Genomic DNA, 13,561 nt, shown 5'->3' with positions numbered 1-13,561 from the left:
TATGCGCCTGTGGAATTCTTTGTGCCTGTGTGAGTTATGCAGCTGCTGGAATCGCCACAACATGGCCATATAAGCCTAATGTTGGATCTGTACCTTTGGTTGTATCAGATAGAGCCTTGCCTGAAATATCGTACTGCCCCAATTCTTCATGAATTAATGGGAATTTTGTTTCAGGAGACTTTTTAGTGCGCCATAGACGTACTGCCATATTTTCACCATTCGCTGTATTAATCCCTTTAAAGAACAGTTCATATTCTTTATCGAAATCACTGGCAATAGTGGTGTGTTTTACAGCACCAGTGGTATAGGTTGCTGTCACAGGTTCAGCTACCGCTTCATTGAATACCACAGTACCAAACACAGCATCCAGCGTGTATTTAGATGCATCAATTATTGTGGATCCTACTTTAAATGAAACCTGAGTTAATGCATAGCCACCTAACTTGATTTCCTGACCAACAACTACTGTGCCCAAAGATTCATCAGTTACTGTTTTGGTAGCTACATTACTCTGCATACCTGACAAAATGTATTTGAGATTTTCCTCATCCACTTCTTCAAGCTTTCCGCTGAATTCAACTGCTGTGGTTTTGGTAAGCACAAAATCAGTCGTACGGTCACCAGAATGACTTTCTTGATGTTCAATCTGATCCGCACTAATTGCCAACTCAAATTCAGGGACGTTGCCAATGTAACGCATAGCCCCAGCCACACCATTGGCAATTTCAGACAAATAAAATTTACCCTGCAGTGAAATATATTGTTTAGCCATCTACTTTGACCTCTTTTGCTGTTTTGGTTTGTACAGCAGGCTTTGTCTCAGAAAGCTCTTTTACTTCTTCAACCACACCACGCTGCAGTAAGTCTTGGATCTGTGCAGTGGTCAATCCACCTACAATATCCCCAGAACGAAAACGCCCGACAGGTTGCCGGGCTTTATATTGTTTTGCCATGAGTGGCTCCTAAGTAATAAGTTTTGATTCAAATACCAGAGTGATGTAGACACACGTTGGTGAATAATCTTCCTCAACTGCCACCATATTTAATGGTCGAATGCTTGAGTCGGGCGTCCAACCAGATAAGAGTTTTAAAACTTTCATTGTTAAAATACCCACTCGATCAAGTACAGCAGATCCATCATTGAGCTGTGAGGCTGCATTCCGTTCGCATATCGTAACTTCCCATTGCTGGTTCAGCATATTTGCTGAAGAACGTCCAGCATCATCGGACTTACGAACACGGCGATAGTAGACTTGTGCATTTGGAGTCACCTGGGAAAGCTCGGTAACTTTTGCAGAATTGGCTGGTGTGTAGATTTTTTTAAAATCTACAATCTCTTTCAGCTTTTCTGCAATTTCACTGCGGACCGCAAAGAAATTTTCATTCTCAGTCATCTGTTAAATGCTCCACAATTAGGTTTAATACTTCCTGCTCATCACTTTCAGTTAACCCAAGGAATGGGCGACGAGGCATATTGATCTTGTAGGCTTTACCCATACTTTCCTGCATGAAATTGGAACGGGCTTTACGCACGAACTTGTTACCCACTAAACCTGTCCGCTGGTTCTGTCTGAAGTAAGTGCGGCGCATACGTGCTTCATAGTGGATTTCTCCACCAAAGTGATGAATCGCACCATAAACAACATCGGTACCAATTTCGACTCCATCAGCAAGTACATTGTGAGTAATAGAGTTCATTAGTCGTGATGTTTTTCGCAGCGTCGTACCACCCTCGCGCTGCACTCTCCCAGATAACCGCCATTTACCTTCTAGACCTTCGCCACGCTCCCATCGATTGCGAATATTGCTAACAACAGCATTACCAATTTTTCCAAATAATTCGGACTTACTTTGATCAAAAGCAGATAGGTTTCCTAATGCCTGCATAACAGCAGATTCACCATCAGCCTCAATCGATATCGCTACACCAGACATACGGACCTCACTTAATGCTTGGCATCATATTCAAAACATCGTCACCAAATACACCGCCTGTATAGGTGGTACCGATTGGCATGGTGGAAGGTTTATTTTTTGGTTGTTCTTCAGTGACTTCATTTTGAGGATTCAAGATGTTGAGAGTCGCCTTACCATCAGCAACCCGTTTCAGAAAATCAATTTCCGCCTTATAACGGTTTTCAACTTCTTCGGTCGGTTGCTGAAAGTAAAGTCGGTAACGTGCGATATTGCACGCTATCCGCTTTAAGGTGCTGGGAATACTCGGCAAAGGCAGGACATACTTCACAGCAATATAGCTATCGATTTCCTCAGAAGCATCCTGTAGGGCTTCTTCTATCGAATTGCCCACAGTTTGCATTATTTCCAGTTGCTGAAGCTCACCCTCACCAAAACGCGCCTCCAAGTCATTTCGAGTAGCGTACATGGTTCACCTACTTAGTTTCGTCAGCTGGCTTGTCACTGGCTTTAGGTTTAGCGACAGTCTTCACCTTTTCAAGTTCAGCGACCTTAGCCTTAAGCTCGGCATTTTCCTTTTCAAGCTCAGCCAACCGTGTGGCGGCACCATCTGCTTTAGGCTCTGCTGGCTCTTGATATTCTTCAATAGCCCCAGATGCTAAAAGGGCCTGAAGTTGGTTAGCTTCAAGCCCCTTAATTTCCTGACCTGGACGAAAATGTCCGATCGATTGTTTTGCAATGTACTTTGGCATTTAGTTCTCCTTAAACAATAAATCCTGTACCGCCACATACACCATTTTTGTTTGATGGCACTGCAAGTGGAGCTGATTCAGTCATTAGGAAAATCCCGCTTGGATCTTCGTTGTACCATTGGCGATCAAAGTACTTTTGAACAGCGCCATTCGCCAACATATTTTTGATTTTGCACTGTGCAATAGAGCCATTAAGATCTGAAATTGCCCCAAAATAATCATCAGGGATGAAACGCTTAACACCTGACGTTAATCGATATGTTGCATCAAATACCCATAACTCTTTCTCATCCAAGTAACCTTTGAATGATGCACCTTCCTGAACATTCAAACTTGGTTTATAAGGCACAGCAATACCAGCATAAGGCTTGACAAAGCGCTCTTTGAATTCATCATTAGATGAAAGAGCAACCCACACTTTTCCTGACATCAAATACGCTTTTGAGCTACCACCATTAGCATCTAAGAGTAGTTTCTCAATAGTTTCAATATCAGTGACTGGCTTAGCACCCGCCTGGTTCCATGGTGTTAATGGTGCAAATGTAAGTGAAGCATCACGCTCATAATCAACCAAGTTGTATTCATAGTCATCTGACTGGAGCACATACTTGCCGTTAAGCAAAAGTTCAGTCGCCATAAGCAATACTGAGTTATCAATCGCATCATGGTTACGCTTCATTACTGCAATCTGAGCAATCATCATTTTTTCTTGATCAGACAACTGCTGACTGCCTGTAGAGATAATCCCTGCTGTACGCAAGCGCTCCATTAATGACTCATCAAAAGCAGTTGCTGGCGTTACCATGTTTTTTGGCTTGTAATAAGCGGGCTGTACAAATTCCACTTTGGCAGCGCGCTTAGTATCAAATGGTTTACCAGGTTGATGCGATGCCACTAAAGGTGCTAAATCATGCACTGTACTGATTTCCGCCAATGGCACTTCATCACGATCAAATGATGGACGGTTTGGAAAAAATTTATCTAAAAGCCAGGTATCCATTGGCTTATGGTTTGAATGAATTAAGGCTAACTCACCAACATCTAGCAATTCGAGTGGTGCACCATTAACTGTAAATGACTGAGGCATATTAGAAATCCTTATACTTTAGAGAACTCAATGTTGTTTAGAGTGGCTTTGGCTCGTGCTGCGTCATACTTCAAAGGATCAAGATACACACCAGCAAGGCAAACTGCCTCAATGCTAAATACACCACCAAAATAGACTGGAATTTCAACTCCATCTGATGCCATTTGGGTTGCCTGCACGGCAGTGACATCCTGCCCACAAACCACATTCCATGTTTTTTCATCTACTGCATGATCAACCACATTGGCATCGGACAGGGTGAGCAAATCGCCTGCTTTATAGGCTTTTGCTGCTGTAACTTTTGCATTAGCACGACGCAGCTTAGTCACATCAAGATTGAATGGACGTGTTTCACGGGTCACGCTCCCTAAATAGGTTTTATTGCTCATGGATTATTTCCCCTTGCTTTGTGCTGCAAAAGCTTGTGCACCTGAAGTGAATTTGTGGGTTTCAGTATTATTTGATTGCCCACCTTGACCACCAGTTGCCTGATGATTAAACAAGTGGGCAAATGCTGGATTAACACTTGGTGCCGGCGTTTGTTGTTGCTGTCCAGTTGGTGGTTGTTGGTTGCCTGCTGCAAATTGCTTAAGTGTTCCAGCCATCAGATCAAATGCATCGTCTGGCATTGCAGCAAACTTGGATTTTTCATCAGCACTAAACTCTTTATTCAAAGCTTTGGCCAAAGCATCAATCTCAGCATTACGCTTATCTGTAGCAAATTTTTTAACCTGATCCTGCAAACCTGAAATAGTTTGCTCATGTTCTTTAATTTTTGCTTTCGCTTGTTCTAGGTCCACGTCTGTGTCCTCTGGTTGATTAAAGTTTTTTGGAGAGTGGCTTGCTGCCACTGCGCTTGTGTTGTCATCCGCACCCAAAGCACAGAAAGACACTTCACGAATACGACCACCGCGGAATACAGTAATTGGTCCTTGGTGTGTTTTACCGTTTACAAAAACCGTTTTGTCTGCGGCAATTTCTTCCACTGAACTTGGTTCAATGCGAACTGACATCTGCCATGGAAAGCCGTCGTCAGAGTCTTGAGCAACCTGAGTGCCGTACTCGTTACTCATCAAGTCACCAGAAATCACCAAGCCTTGCTCGTAGTTAATGCTATGACTGTTAATGGCGCCGGCACGTTGCTTTGAACAGTGTTCAAGTAGTGCAGGAATGCGACCTTTAATTTGCATAGAATCCAAATCAAAGATGATTCGATCCCAATACCAGTGGTCGACGATCGGTTCACCACTGTAAGCCACACCTGTGAAGGTGCGCTTTTTCTTCCCCTCTACGGGCTGTTCAACTGCAAACGTACCAAGCTCAAAGCAAAACTGATCCTTTGGCTTTTCATTTGGATCTGGCATTTTTCATGCTCCAATAAAAAAGCACCCGAAGGTGCTTAAAGTTAAATTTGTTTATGTTTTTTTTGGTGGACTAGATAGTGCATGACACAATGCATTCACTAGCATTTTCATAGTTGGCTTTTGAGCACCAATCACAGCTACTTTGTTACAGCCACAAGGCGAATAGCCATTCCCATTGCGACCATTAAAGCCACGGCGGCATGATTCGCATTTTTCAGTCATCTAATTCACCAATGCCTTTAACGTATAAACCATTCTCCCGTCAGCCGCTTCAATCGAAACAACTTCAAACGACAGCCCAATTGGAAACAGAACACCGTTCCCAGCATTCAGCATATCTAGATCGATACCCAAACCTGCAGCATTCTCAATCTTGATCACGATGTCGGAAACTGTATCAGTCATCAGTAACGGCGCATTCAGCTGGACCGTCTGCCCGACCTGATACGTAGCTACTTGCTGAAGAGTTGCAGTACCAATCACGGTTGAAGCTGTATTGCTTGCCACAGCCTTAATAGATGCCATATCAGTTCCTATCCATCGCTTAAGCACATCATCAGCCAGTGAGCTTGTAGATGAGTTTAAATAGCTGGTCAGTGCCGCATCATTGCCCTGCACATAGTCTAAGAAAGTACGAATCGCGCTTGGCCGGATGCTCGGATCAAGAGGAATCACCGTATTGGCTACCGTATCAAACAGATCCCGAGTCTTGTCATCCATTGGAGAAAATAGACTGATCAGCTTTTTAGATGCATTCCATTCAGCTTTGATGACTTCTTTCTGCTCAAGGAGATATTCTTTATCTAAGCTTGAAGTACTGATCTTCTTATCAACCAGTGATTCTAGGTCGCCAAACTGCAATGGATGGGATGACCAGTCCAAAGCCTCAGCCACTTCTGGCAACTTGTCATCTGGTGTAATGCCATATTTCAATGCCTGTTTCTCGGTCAAAGCAATCACCGTGCACCTGCAGCGGAAGCCCAACGGCGGGTAATGTGTAAGCCAAAACGGATGATCGATCGGCAATACAATTCTATTCAAGGCCAAATGTGCAGGACGCACACGACTATCATTGATAGCCGAATACATCAGATACGGACGTTTAGCCTTATTCCGCTGCTGTTGTTGCCACCGGCCATGACCATAAGCATTCTGGATATTGGTACGGAATACATTGTCCAAGTAATGCTTTGGCAGGATGATTTCAGATTCAGCAATCAGCTTTTGAAAGTCATTAAATGTCCCACCATCTGCAATCGATTTATTCACAGCCTTGATGACGGTTTCAATCTGCTCAAGACTTGATAAGAAGCTGACTGTCGTTGCCATCTGCCTAGTCTTAAGGTCCATTGAATAGAATTCATCAGGCAGCACAATCTTTTTGCTGTGAGCGTACTGAAGCGCCTCAAGGAATGTGACTGGTTGCATCGTTATTCACCCTTACTTGAGATTGCATACCCCAGCACATCAGCCGCATACAAAGCCTGATCTAAATTAGCCGTAAATTGCGACTTAGTTGCACCAGGTATTAATTTCGACAAATTAAATATCAAATCTTCTGGTGTCTCAGACTCAGCTGCTAATTGCTGTATCTGCTCATTGGTCAATAACTGCAAATCACCTTGGCCATCCGTCAGCTCTTCAACTTCCTGCTGCGCTGCAGATAACTTATTGGCAGATGCCTTAAAGCTGAATACTTGCTTCGGCAAGGCGGTGAACGTTGGTGACACCTTAGTATCACTTTGAGGTGCCACTTCAGCAAGATCACCATCCTGCAATCCATATTCACGCTGAAAGTACCGCGGTGTCAGGTTGGCCCCGGCATTTTTAAGATTAGCATCACGCTCTGCCTGTTCTTTGTTGAGTGGCTTTGGCTTCTCACCCAGCATGACCTCATATTCACCCCAGTCATTTAATGCACAAAGGGCATTAACCACGGCCTGTAAAGTTGGTGTTACCAGGCGAATATCCGACTTAAGCTTATCTGCTCGTACATTCTCATGTACTTGACCTAGTGCATAACTCCCCTTGCCATCTGTACCACTGGTGAGCGTCTGCCCCAATACAACCTTTTGAATCTGGCGAATCAGTTGATTATTAAAAGACTCAAATGCGGATCCAGCAGTACCACTCGCACCAGAAGTCCCTAAAACGGAAACATCATCCTCGGCATCAATTGATAAAACACTCTGAGCATGAGCAGCCAATAATGCCTTACTCATATCTTCAGTTTCGGTGTCTTTACATTTACCGAGCAGGATTGGAGTGCCGAAACGCTCCAGGAATTTAGCCCAAAACTTAAAGCCGTTTTGCTTAAAGAAGAATAACCAATACAGTGTGGCCAGCAATGCTTTACCATAAGGCTGCTCGTATGTGGCTTTACGGCGTGTTAAGAAGAACTTAAATACCTGATCAACTTCACTCTCTGTGTTATGACCGTCTTGCCGATAAATTAAACGACCATCGTTCTTAGGCTCAAACCATTGCATCGGCTTCTCACCGATCCATTGAATACCTATATAGCCTTCCGGCTTCAGTTCATATACAGCCTCCTGGACAGAGTAACCAAAGAACAATGCGCTCAGGGCACCGGTAGCGATTTCATGAAACCATTCTTTCAGTACTAAATTCAGCATCTCAGCTTCTTTGCTATCACTTGGTTCAATACGTAACGGCGTGGCCAGAAGAGCATCTAGACGTGTTTCAACCGCCTGTGCAATCTCGTCATCATCCAGCAACACACGCAATCTATGGCGTGCAATCCCTGCTTTACGAAGCACTTCATCCGTATCTGGTTGCTTCCCAAAATTCACCAAAAACTGAGTGACTGCTTCTTGAGTGTATAAGTTGCCATAAGACAAAGCCTTCTTTGACGCTTTGTCCTTTTTAGACTTTGCCATGTGTTTTCCTTATCAATAAGTTCGAGTACCTGCACCTGCAGGTTTTTTACTGCTTCTGCCTTTGATCAATGGTTGCAAGCCATACCGTATACCATCCATGTGATGGTTATTGAGATCCAAAATATCCGGTAGAACATCACCAGCACGGTTGACCTTGTATGAATACAGTTTGAACTCTCTTGCTGTTTCAGGGCAGTCAGGATGAACGACAATCTGCTTAAATTTCTTCATGAAGGTCACACCATCTTCAACTGACCCAGGCCATTTATCAGCAGCCTCAATTTTGAAACCTTGGCGCTTCATGTAGCTGATGGTTTCAGGTCGGGAATTATCCGCTCTAATTTTATGTGTACGTGCACCTGGCACCTCATCAAATAGCTGAGGCAAATGATCAATTTCACAGCCAACCTGATGTGCTTCATTTCGGATGTACAGCACATCGTTATGAATAAACATGCGGTTCAATGTAGTCGGATCTTGTGAGAACCCCCAGTCAGATCCATAGAACACTTCAGTCCAGTCATCTTCAGGCTCAAACTCATCAACAACGTAACGGCCAGAGAAAATAATCGCCTGGCTAAACTCAAGATAAGCTCCATGCCAAACATGCTCAAACATAGGCCATGCATTTTCATCGCCTGCCGCTTGCATTCGAATTGCCCGCTTACGATCCTCTTCGTACTCATCTAATAAGGTTTTAGGTGCAAACGGGTTATTGTTGACGTTAATTTCAATAACAATTGAATCTTCAGGTGCAAATTCACCGCGAAGAAACTCATCAATCGGATCATCCTTCGATTCGGGGTTCCATGTGGCCCAAATCTGAGAACCCTCAGCACGCATAGTAGGACGCAGTAAACGTAAGGATTTAGCTGAAAGTCGGTTGGCCTCTTCAATCCACGCGATTTTGAACCCTTCAAGCGATTTTATTGAATCCGCAGTATGATCCTGCATGCCTTGAAATAGGATAACCCCATCCCCGCCTTTACGCTTAATCAGGTCGCGTTGTACTTCAAATAGATGAGATACACCCAATGCTTTGATCTTGTCTTCAATCAACTGTTTGCTGGAATACTTAATTGATTTCTGAATCTCTCGGATACATACAGCGCGAAGATCTTTATCTATCACGCATTCTTCAACCAGCTGCTCACCTACAAAATGAGACTTACCTGATCCACGCCCGCCATGAGCGCCTTTATAGCGTGCATGCTTAAACCATGGCTTCGACCAGCGTGGAGTTTTGATTCTGAGCTCCACATCAGTCACCTCTAATCAATAAACTCTCGAATAATTTTAATTTCCAGATCAGCACCATCTTTACCTGTGATTTCCTGTTTAGTCACACGACCATCTGTTTCTTGAAAGGCTTGTTTTAAAAGGCCTTGTTTGGTTTTTTTGTTTTTACCCGCATCGTCGTACATCTTTTGAATTTCTTTCAAACGGTAGTACTTATTGGCAATCGGAATATCAATTAGCCCTGCATCGAACTTTTCACGGGTCTCTTCAAATAGCAAGACATATTTCTTACTAAGATTTTTCCCACGACGTTTAGTGGGATCGTATAAAGCGACCTGAGATCGATCAATAATCAAGTCAAATTCTTGCTTCACAAGATCCGCAACTTCTTGAGGGGTGTCACGACAAGCAAGAGACTGAATTATAAATATTTTTACAGGCTCTTTTAGTGTTGCCATAAACACCTCTTTGTGTCGCTACGTGTCGCAAGATAGGCAAAAAAAAGAGCCCTTAGGCTCAATTAATTACACAGTTCCCACAACACGCAGCAATATTAGTTTCAGATACAAACGGCGCATTCTTGGCGATTTCCAAAAGTCGTTTTACTGACTCATCAGCACCCCATCGTTTTGTTTCACCGAAGAACACTTCAACGTCATGGCCAGCAAGGTAGTGTTTAGGTAGACCAGTCATATCACTATAGATGATCTCGCCATCTTCATCACGTTCAACGCCAATGTGATATAGCTCATGCTCAATAAGACGACAAAATTCACGATCGGAAGCTTGCTCACAAAATGCAGCATCAACCGTAATCAAATATTGAGGCACAAAACCGAACCAGTCCCGCATCTGCTGTTCCTGGCGTGCCTTCTTCCATCCGCCTTGGTTAAACATCACTTTTTCACATTGACCCAGCACCATACGCTTTTTAGCCACGGCGGCCGATGATGCCCAGGCAAATGCTAGGAATGTTTCATCATCATGCAGCAGCTCTGCAATATGATCATGATCCGGGTTATGGAGTTCACCACCAATGGTCAGCCAATTTTTAACAACCCATTCTTTTAATTCTACGGCTGGTGCCAACCGGATCGCTTCTTCTTCCTCAGCCTGATCAATCAGATTCGACGGCGGGAATGGTCTGAACTGGTCCATTGAATGACTCTCTCTTTAAATTCTTCAACCATTGTGATGCGAATTGAGCTTCAATCTGTAATGGTCCAAATTCATCAATCTTGTATCTATTAGCTGACTCTAATCGAACAACAGTAAAACCCATCTCATTAGCATGATCATAACGATCCATACTCCAGGCTTTATTCGCTAATTTGCCTTTACGGCCACCTGACCAAGGACCACCTGAAATCTCGACTAAAATTCTGTGTTCAATTAAATGGAAATCAAAACGCCAATGTTTGGTCGATTTAAACTGAAATTTCTTTTCGTACTTGATGCCCAAGATATTTAAAGCATGCTCGAATTCTTCTTCCGCTTCTAAATATGCATCTTTGGCTTTGGGCAGAGGCTTAGCACGTGGTTTTGTTTTATGTGGGCGTTTTTTGGTTTTCCAAAAGTAGTCATTTACACCCATAAACACCTCAACCCGACGAAAAATCATTTAAACTTAAAGCTTTAATTATGTACGCTCATCGTTAAAACCATATATTATTCAACTCTAATAAAAACCATTCAATTGAAAGGGGAAAGGTATGTCAATTGGTGCAATATTCAAAACTATTGCCGTTTTTCTTATGCAGTTTTGGTCAAAAATTCCGCCAGAAGCTAAAGATAAAATATTTGAAGAAATTCTGAAGCAATTGGAAAAAATTCTCAGAGCTTTCTACAAAAAATTCAAAGATAAACAATCTTCTAAATAATCAGGAAATAAAAATGACTACAAATCAATACACCCTTTTCCAATTTATTCAAGAGGAAGAAAAAAATGCTCCTCAATATCTACTTCCATCTAGCTTGATAGAAAAAGGAGTTTCCAACGCCATTGGGTCTGTTCCCTTAGCCAATCTATTGGGCTCAAACAAGAAGGTGGAAGAATTCAAAAAAGAGTTAACTTCAGACTTACAATCTAAAGAAACTTTAAATGAAATTAGCAGGATTGTGGGCACACCTCTTGATGGTGAAAGTGAAGACGATTTTGTAAATCGCTCTTTAGGCAAACTTAGAGTATTTTTAAATCAAAAGTACAAATAATCTAAAAGCTGTAATTCATGTAGTTGTAAGTGAGTTACAGCTTTGCATCACGCATACAACGCTTCACGCAAATTCTTAATACGCTCTTTCAGCTTAATCATGATGCCGTCAATTGCCAGTAACTCATTTCGAGTCAACCCGGCCCGACTGAGATTCTGATACTTAGACAGCTCAGCACTGCAAAATTCTAAGTCTTGTTTCGCTTGTACTTTATCTGTCATGAGTACCTCAAAATAAAAAACCCAGCACTCAGGCTGGGTCTGTAATATTGTTTATTTTACTGATGCAATGCCATTTCCGCGCTTTTGGCTAAAAATGCCGAACGGCTTAAGTGTTGTTTTTTGGCCACAGCATCAATACGCTTCACCAAAGCTTCCGGCATACTGATATTAATACGAACAGACTTGGTATTTACCTTTGTCGTATCAATATCAACTAACAGCCAAAAACCACCTTCAAATCTCTCATCACCTAACCATTGCTCTGGGCTTGATGGTACAGGTAACGGAATATCTTCACCATCAAAGTGAACCTCAACCGCTTCCTGCGCCATGCGCTGGATGTCTTGCATTTCATCCGCAGCACTGAAACACCCTTCAAAGTCAGGGAAAGTTAAACCGTATGCAGTATCTTCATCTTTATGAACATATACTGGATATAACATATTTACCTCCATTCCCAACCAGCCTGTTTATATATATTGCGTAGAGTACCTATCGGCATATCTTTACGTGGATGTGGCACCACAACATGACCGGGTTTATCGGGATGCTTATACTTTTCATGGTCGCCTTTACCTCCAACCTTGTACCAGCCTTCCTGCTCCAGACGCTTAATAATGTCTTTGCTGTTCATTGTGTAATTATACACAACATTATTTCAATAAGGAATAGAAAAAGAAACCCCGCCAATATCTAGTATGTAGCGGGGTCTTATGTGCCGTAATACGTCCGGCAAATGTCACCAAAGTGACAAGGGTCTATTTAACTTCTTTCAAACAATCCCGGCACACTTTGATTTCTTCATCATCAACCGTGTAATCGATTTCAGTTGCACCATGCAGGCCAAATAAACACATTAAGAAGCGGAGCATTAATTTTCTCCATGCAAAAAAAAGCCCACTCAAGGAAAGTGAGGTGGGCTTATAAACAATGACTTTGGAGGGTCATTCAGAAACTTACAGCAGTTTCTATTGGCTATTTTCTACACCATTCAAGTATTTTTCAGTGGCGAAATATACCAAAAATTAAAATAGTGATAATTAAATCAAAATATTAGAAAAACTTAATTAATGATGTATCAAATATTAAAAAAGCCCGCTTAACCGGGGATGGTATTAAGCGGGCTAATATGGGGTGTCATCTTTTTTATTTTTATTGCACTTTCTCTTTGGAGCAAAAAAAATATACCACTCTACTCTGATTAACAGAGTATAGAGAATGCACAGGAACTGTTTTCACTTGTCTACTTTGGGTTATTTTTCTTTTTAAGGTATGGCAATTTTGATTTAAAGATGACTTCACCTCTTGTCACTCTAAACTCTTTTTTTGTTCCAGGATGAATAAAAGTGTTTTCATCATCTAAACTAATCACATTTTCATTAATCACTATTTGAGGTAAAGGCACACATATAGGGTTTCTTCCATATTCATTGAAAACCTTTTCAAATACCTGCTCTACCACTATCTTCATACCGCAACGACTTATAGCTTTTACTTCTTTTAATATAAAAATTTTAGACATTTCCAATAACTCTTTTTATTTTTTTCCAAAGAATTATAGAAGTGCCATCTTTATGTGTTGTTAATTTTTTATATAAATTTGTGATCAAAAAAATCTGGATGCCCTGATATTGCTTACACATGACATTTCTCAGGGCATTAAAAGGGCATACAAATCATGTACACCCTTGCCTTAGATTACGATATTGACCAGCTCGGCAACTGATCTACCGCTACTCACAATCACACAAACCTAACATGCACGGTCTGCTTTACTTGTTTTCAATCCTCTTTAGGTCGGGGTGCCAAACCCCAACTGGAATTGCCTAAAACATCTAGGCATTTACTCAAGGCATGTTCTGCAAGCTGGCAC

21 protein-coding genes and 1 pseudogene are annotated in these 13,561 nt (G+C 42.1%); 2 read left to right on the top strand and 20 right to left on the bottom strand.

From position 1 onward, the window contains the following. Positions 1-34: 34 nt before the first annotated feature. The 16 genes from ABJ384_RS05890 to ABJ384_RS05815 are packed head-to-tail and all read right to left on the bottom strand — an operon-like array spanning position 35 to position 10,850. Entirely contained in the window at positions 35-772 is a 738-nt protein-coding gene (locus ABJ384_RS05890) for a hypothetical protein (RefSeq protein ID WP_349929467.1), read from the bottom strand. Beyond that, positions 765-953, bottom strand: a complete 189-nt coding sequence (locus ABJ384_RS05885) for a hypothetical protein (RefSeq protein WP_349929466.1) — start codon at positions 951-953, stop codon at positions 765-767. Before ABJ384_RS05885 ends, ABJ384_RS05890 begins: the two co-directional genes overlap by 8 nt. Before the next feature lie 9 nt (positions 954-962). Next, positions 963-1,394, bottom strand: coding sequence for a hypothetical protein (locus tag ABJ384_RS05880; protein WP_349929465.1), 432 nt, complete (start codon positions 1,392-1,394; stop codon positions 963-965). Next, entirely contained in the window at positions 1,387-1,935 is a 549-nt protein-coding gene (locus tag ABJ384_RS05875; RefSeq protein ID WP_349929464.1) for a phage virion morphogenesis protein, read from the bottom strand. The genes ABJ384_RS05880 and ABJ384_RS05875 overlap by 8 nt, the downstream gene beginning before the upstream one ends. A 7-nt stretch (positions 1,936-1,942) precedes the next feature. Then, complete coding sequence (locus tag ABJ384_RS05870; protein WP_086197335.1) at positions 1,943-2,383, bottom strand: phage protein Gp36 family protein; 441 nt, start codon at positions 2,381-2,383, stop codon at positions 1,943-1,945. Positions 2,384-2,390: 7 nt separating this feature from the next. After that, positions 2,391-2,666, bottom strand: coding sequence for a hypothetical protein (locus tag ABJ384_RS05865; protein ID WP_349929463.1), 276 nt, complete (start codon positions 2,664-2,666; stop codon positions 2,391-2,393). A gap of 10 nt (positions 2,667-2,676) precedes the next feature. Then, on the bottom strand, positions 2,677-3,753 hold the full coding sequence (locus ABJ384_RS05860; RefSeq protein ID WP_349929462.1) for a major capsid protein: 1,077 nt from the start codon (positions 3,751-3,753) through the stop codon (positions 2,677-2,679). An 11-nt stretch (positions 3,754-3,764) separates the two neighbouring features. Further along, positions 3,765-4,142 carry a hypothetical protein gene (locus ABJ384_RS05855; protein WP_349929461.1) on the bottom strand — a complete coding sequence of 126 codons (378 nt, stop codon included), beginning with the start codon at positions 4,140-4,142 and terminating at the stop codon, positions 3,765-3,767. A gap of 3 nt (positions 4,143-4,145) precedes the next feature. Beyond that, the gene (locus ABJ384_RS05850) at positions 4,146-5,117 is read right to left on the bottom strand and encodes a hypothetical protein (RefSeq protein ID WP_349929460.1); all 972 of its coding nucleotides are present in this window, start codon (positions 5,115-5,117) and stop codon (positions 4,146-4,148) included. 51 nt (positions 5,118-5,168) lie between these two features. Further along, complete coding sequence (locus ABJ384_RS05845; RefSeq protein ID WP_349929459.1) at positions 5,169-5,339, bottom strand: hypothetical protein; 171 nt, start codon at positions 5,337-5,339, stop codon at positions 5,169-5,171. Beyond that, on the bottom strand, positions 5,340-6,545 hold the full coding sequence (locus ABJ384_RS05840; RefSeq protein ID WP_349929458.1) for a phage minor head protein: 1,206 nt from the start codon (positions 6,543-6,545) through the stop codon (positions 5,340-5,342). A gap of 2 nt (positions 6,546-6,547) precedes the next feature. Further along, positions 6,548-8,017 carry a DUF935 family protein gene (locus ABJ384_RS05835; protein WP_349929457.1) on the bottom strand — a complete coding sequence of 490 codons (1,470 nt, stop codon included), beginning with the start codon at positions 8,015-8,017 and terminating at the stop codon, positions 6,548-6,550. Positions 8,018-8,029: 12 nt separating this feature from the next. Then, on the bottom strand, positions 8,030-9,277 hold the full coding sequence (locus tag ABJ384_RS05830; RefSeq protein ID WP_349929456.1) for a PBSX family phage terminase large subunit: 1,248 nt from the start codon (positions 9,275-9,277) through the stop codon (positions 8,030-8,032). Between the two features lie 11 nt (positions 9,278-9,288). Beyond that, positions 9,289-9,714, bottom strand: coding sequence for a DUF2280 domain-containing protein (locus tag ABJ384_RS05825; protein WP_349929455.1), 426 nt, complete (start codon positions 9,712-9,714; stop codon positions 9,289-9,291). 58 nt (positions 9,715-9,772) lie between these two features. Continuing rightward, complete coding sequence (locus ABJ384_RS05820) at positions 9,773-10,414, bottom strand: putative metallopeptidase (protein WP_349929454.1); 642 nt, start codon at positions 10,412-10,414, stop codon at positions 9,773-9,775. After that, the gene (locus ABJ384_RS05815) at positions 10,374-10,850 is read right to left on the bottom strand and encodes a hypothetical protein (protein WP_349929712.1); all 477 of its coding nucleotides are present in this window, start codon (positions 10,848-10,850) and stop codon (positions 10,374-10,376) included. The genes ABJ384_RS05820 and ABJ384_RS05815 overlap by 41 nt, the downstream gene beginning before the upstream one ends. Before the next feature lie 118 nt (positions 10,851-10,968). Here ABJ384_RS05815 and ABJ384_RS05810 point away from each other — a divergent pair, with 118 nt between their 5' ends. Both ABJ384_RS05810 and ABJ384_RS05805 read left to right on the top strand, forming a co-directional pair. Continuing rightward, positions 10,969-11,136 (top strand): hypothetical protein, encoded by a 168-nt coding sequence (locus tag ABJ384_RS05810; protein ID WP_349929453.1) that lies wholly within the window; start codon positions 10,969-10,971, stop codon positions 11,134-11,136. Positions 11,137-11,149: 13 nt separating this feature from the next. After that, the gene (locus ABJ384_RS05805; RefSeq protein ID WP_349929452.1) at positions 11,150-11,467 is read left to right on the top strand and encodes a hypothetical protein; all 318 of its coding nucleotides are present in this window, start codon (positions 11,150-11,152) and stop codon (positions 11,465-11,467) included. Between the two features lie 47 nt (positions 11,468-11,514). Here the strand turns inward: ABJ384_RS05805 and ABJ384_RS05800 are convergent, their stop codons facing one another. From ABJ384_RS05800 to ABJ384_RS05785, 4 genes and pseudogenes are all read right to left on the bottom strand, one after another. After that, complete coding sequence (locus tag ABJ384_RS05800; RefSeq protein WP_166167994.1) at positions 11,515-11,688, bottom strand: hypothetical protein; 174 nt, start codon at positions 11,686-11,688, stop codon at positions 11,515-11,517. Positions 11,689-11,744: 56 nt separating this feature from the next. Then, the gene (locus ABJ384_RS05795) at positions 11,745-12,131 is read right to left on the bottom strand and encodes a type II toxin-antitoxin system HicB family antitoxin (protein WP_300047584.1); all 387 of its coding nucleotides are present in this window, start codon (positions 12,129-12,131) and stop codon (positions 11,745-11,747) included. 2 nt (positions 12,132-12,133) lie between these two features. Continuing rightward, positions 12,134-12,322, bottom strand: coding sequence for a type II toxin-antitoxin system HicA family toxin (locus tag ABJ384_RS05790; RefSeq protein WP_086197411.1), 189 nt, complete (start codon positions 12,320-12,322; stop codon positions 12,134-12,136). Positions 12,323-12,997: 675 nt separating this feature from the next. Continuing rightward, positions 12,998-13,210, bottom strand: a pseudogene (locus ABJ384_RS05785) (hypothetical protein); the annotation flags it as partial. Between the last annotated feature and the right edge of the window lie 351 nt (positions 13,211-13,561).

Source organism: Acinetobacter sp. A1-4-2 (assembly GCF_040233925.1).
In the GTDB taxonomy this organism is placed as follows: Bacteria; Pseudomonadota; Gammaproteobacteria; order Pseudomonadales; family Moraxellaceae; genus Acinetobacter.
This window is presented reverse-complemented; position numbering and strand designations above follow the sequence as displayed.

What these genes read in the sequence shown, in the direction of transcription:
- ABJ384_RS05890 (WP_349929467.1), bottom strand. Translation starts at nt 772, where the DNA reads ATGGCTAAACAATATATTTCACTGCAGGGTAAATTTTATTTGTCTGAA.
- ABJ384_RS05885 (WP_349929466.1), bottom strand. Translation starts at nt 953, where the DNA reads ATGGCAAAACAATATAAAGCCCGGCAACCTGTCGGGCGTTTTCGTTCT.
- ABJ384_RS05880 (WP_349929465.1), bottom strand. Translation starts at nt 1,394, where the DNA reads ATGACTGAGAATGAAAATTTCTTTGCGGTCCGCAGTGAAATTGCAGAA.
- ABJ384_RS05875 (WP_349929464.1), bottom strand. Translation starts at nt 1,935, where the DNA reads ATGTCTGGTGTAGCGATATCGATTGAGGCTGATGGTGAATCTGCTGTT.
- ABJ384_RS05870 (WP_086197335.1), bottom strand. Translation starts at nt 2,383, where the DNA reads ATGTACGCTACTCGAAATGACTTGGAGGCGCGTTTTGGTGAGGGTGAG.
- ABJ384_RS05865 (WP_349929463.1), bottom strand. Translation starts at nt 2,666, where the DNA reads ATGCCAAAGTACATTGCAAAACAATCGATCGGACATTTTCGTCCAGGT.
- ABJ384_RS05860 (WP_349929462.1), bottom strand. Translation starts at nt 3,753, where the DNA reads ATGCCTCAGTCATTTACAGTTAATGGTGCACCACTCGAATTGCTAGAT.
- ABJ384_RS05855 (WP_349929461.1), bottom strand. Translation starts at nt 4,142, where the DNA reads ATGAGCAATAAAACCTATTTAGGGAGCGTGACCCGTGAAACACGTCCA.
- ABJ384_RS05850 (WP_349929460.1), bottom strand. Translation starts at nt 5,117, where the DNA reads ATGCCAGATCCAAATGAAAAGCCAAAGGATCAGTTTTGCTTTGAGCTT.
- ABJ384_RS05845 (WP_349929459.1), bottom strand. Translation starts at nt 5,339, where the DNA reads ATGACTGAAAAATGCGAATCATGCCGCCGTGGCTTTAATGGTCGCAAT.
- ABJ384_RS05840 (WP_349929458.1), bottom strand. Translation starts at nt 6,545, where the DNA reads ATGCAACCAGTCACATTCCTTGAGGCGCTTCAGTACGCTCACAGCAAA.
- ABJ384_RS05835 (WP_349929457.1), bottom strand. Translation starts at nt 8,017, where the DNA reads ATGGCAAAGTCTAAAAAGGACAAAGCGTCAAAGAAGGCTTTGTCTTAT.
- ABJ384_RS05825 (WP_349929455.1), bottom strand. Translation starts at nt 9,714, where the DNA reads ATGGCAACACTAAAAGAGCCTGTAAAAATATTTATAATTCAGTCTCTT.
- ABJ384_RS05820 (WP_349929454.1), bottom strand. Translation starts at nt 10,414, where the DNA reads ATGGACCAGTTCAGACCATTCCCGCCGTCGAATCTGATTGATCAGGCT.
- ABJ384_RS05815 (WP_349929712.1), bottom strand. Translation starts at nt 10,850, where the DNA reads ATGGGTGTAAATGACTACTTTTGGAAAACCAAAAAACGCCCACATAAA.
- ABJ384_RS05810 (WP_349929453.1), top strand. Translation starts at nt 10,969, where the DNA reads ATGTCAATTGGTGCAATATTCAAAACTATTGCCGTTTTTCTTATGCAG.
- ABJ384_RS05805 (WP_349929452.1), top strand. Translation starts at nt 11,150, where the DNA reads ATGACTACAAATCAATACACCCTTTTCCAATTTATTCAAGAGGAAGAA.
- ABJ384_RS05800 (WP_166167994.1), bottom strand. Translation starts at nt 11,688, where the DNA reads ATGACAGATAAAGTACAAGCGAAACAAGACTTAGAATTTTGCAGTGCT.
- ABJ384_RS05795 (WP_300047584.1), bottom strand. Translation starts at nt 12,131, where the DNA reads ATGTTATATCCAGTATATGTTCATAAAGATGAAGATACTGCATACGGT.
- ABJ384_RS05790 (WP_086197411.1), bottom strand. Translation starts at nt 12,322, where the DNA reads ATGAACAGCAAAGACATTATTAAGCGTCTGGAGCAGGAAGGCTGGTAC.